This is a genomic window from Succinivibrio sp. (assembly GCF_045124615.1).
GTDB lineage: Bacteria > Pseudomonadota > Gammaproteobacteria > Enterobacterales > Succinivibrionaceae > Succinivibrio > Succinivibrio faecicola.
In genome coordinates, this window is record NZ_JBGVMC010000337.1 from 1 (window position 1) to 2,051 (window position 2,051).

The 2,051-nt window shown below is 37.5% G+C and carries 3 protein-coding genes; all 3 read right to left on the reverse strand.

What is annotated here, in order from left to right; all coding sequences use genetic code 11:
• Positions 1–370: 370 nt before the first annotated feature.
• The gene (locus ACJML3_RS08935) at positions 371–889 is read right to left on the reverse strand and encodes a hypothetical protein (RefSeq protein ID WP_406022496.1); all 519 of its coding nucleotides are present in this window, start codon (positions 887–889) and stop codon (positions 371–373) included.
• The gene (locus tag ACJML3_RS08940; protein ID WP_406022493.1) at positions 852–1,388 is read right to left on the reverse strand and encodes a transposase; all 537 of its coding nucleotides are present in this window, start codon (positions 1,386–1,388) and stop codon (positions 852–854) included. Before ACJML3_RS08940 ends, ACJML3_RS08935 begins: the two co-directional genes overlap by 38 nt.
• Before the next feature lie 75 nt (positions 1,389–1,463).
• Positions 1,464–1,811 carry a hypothetical protein gene (locus ACJML3_RS08945; RefSeq protein WP_406022494.1) on the reverse strand — a complete coding sequence of 116 codons (348 nt, stop codon included), beginning with the start codon at positions 1,809–1,811 and terminating at the stop codon, positions 1,464–1,466.
• Between the last annotated feature and the right edge of the window lie 240 nt (positions 1,812–2,051).

Genomic DNA, 2,051 nt, shown 5'->3' on the forward strand with positions numbered 1-2,051 from the left:
ATGTAATTTCACTTTGATCCTTTTGTAGTTGGTTATCATCTTCAGGGACTAATTCCTCCAGAGAATGATTTAAGACCCCATTTAAATATTCTCTTCTTATGTTATCAAGATTAGGTGTTGCTGAATAAGTAATTTTTGGCATAAAAGTCTCTGTTGTTTTGAAAAAAAGTACGACAACCAAATCATACCGATCATGATCACAGAATGAAGTAGGTTGATATCGCTTTTTTTTAATCCATCAGTAAACCTGATGTGATGCTCTTTGACAATGAGTTTTTCTCTTTAATTTTAAGGGTAAATGTCAGTTCTTACAAAAGGAAATTCTCAGAACCGAGTACTCGGTTCTGATTGGATTGAATATCTGTTTTGATTAGCTTTCTGCAGTCTGGGTATCAAAGTACTCCATGAGGTATGCTAAGGCTAACAGAGGATTGTTCTCAAATATCTTAAAGCTAATCTTGTAAGAGATAAGAGGAGCTTTCCTTGCTGTTTCCTTAGTACGGTGTTTAATATTGTCATACCCTCGTTTGGACATCTTTTCTCTTGCAAAGGAGATGACGTTATAAACCATGGAGTTAAGACCAATGATTGAAGCTAAATGATTTTCATCACAGCAGTGCTGCATATCCTGTAACAGAACTGTATCAATGATGTGGTGCTGTGCTTCGTACATCCATCTGCTTCTTAAGGAGAAAACTGTCTGATGACAGTTTTCTTCAGTAAATGGAAGGCTTGAGATGAAATAGAGAGTGGATGGAACTTTACGACCATCTTCTTTATCGTCTTTAAGGTGACTTTGAGTTTCCTTATAAACTCTTATCACAGTCCTGGTATTAGGTAAAATATCCTCTTTAGTAAGGATATCTCCACCGTCTTTTGTACTTCTCAATTGCCATAACTACAGGTCTGTTTAAAAGGTTGGTTTTAACAGCCATGATGTAGTCAAGGCATCTTGAGTTTAGAAACTCAATCATTTTAGCTGTAGTATTGATGGCATCAGCATAAAAGATACTGTCTTGAGGTAATGAACTGTTATCAATCATTTCGATAAAGGCTGATACTTCATTGTTCTTGGCTTTTACCATCCTGTAGCTTATGACATTGAGTGCACTGCAGTCATAAAGACTAACTCTGTGGGCACCTTTCTTTTTACGGCTCTTTTCACCTCTTCTGAATGATGAGCGTAATTCCTGCCCGTCACCTCCTAAAAGGTGTCGGTAGTCAGATACATTGTCATCTTCATTCCTTATGTTATGAACGAGCTCATAAGCTTCAATTCTGGCATCTGAAAAGTACTGTCTGAACATTGATGAGAACTCATCATCAGGTATCATCTTTAAAAAGAACCTAATCTCTTCAGCTGATATCATCCATTTAGGTGATGGCATATCAGGTATGATGTACTGAAGGATTGGATTGTAGATAAAGTAGAACTTAGCATGTTCTCTGCAGTCATGGTTGCCTCATAGTGATGACAGCATAACTACAAGCAGTACCACATCAGATGTGTAAATGACATAGTCGCTGTTCCTTTCATCATACTGAAAGTACTTTCGTCTTATGTCATTACGCAATGCCATAATGGCTGTGGTAAGAGGTCTCTTTTTCAGGAACCGTTCAGCTCGGTCTCGTGCTGTTTCTACCTGATACATGTAGTCATCAAAGAATGCATCATCCTCAGTATATCCATGCTCATGAAGAGCCTGTACATACTGTTCATTGAAATCTGGCTCAGAATCAGCAGGTGCGGAAAAACGAGTATGCTGTTTAGCATACTGCTCCAACTCCTGAAACTGAACAGATGATTCCATGACGTACCTTAAAAGTCTTAAACTTTCAGTATTTGATCAGTTTTCAGGTGAAATTTCAAGCAAAATATTGATCTGTGATCCCTTCGTCACAAAATAAATTGAAACAGTGATCCAAAAATCACAGATTAAAAGAGAAAAACAAATTGTCAAAGAGCATCCGTAAGGCTTGCCTACTGGAGTTTAAAGTGTAAATCTACCGTCAAATCATTTTGTGAGCATGATCGGTATGATTTGGTTGTC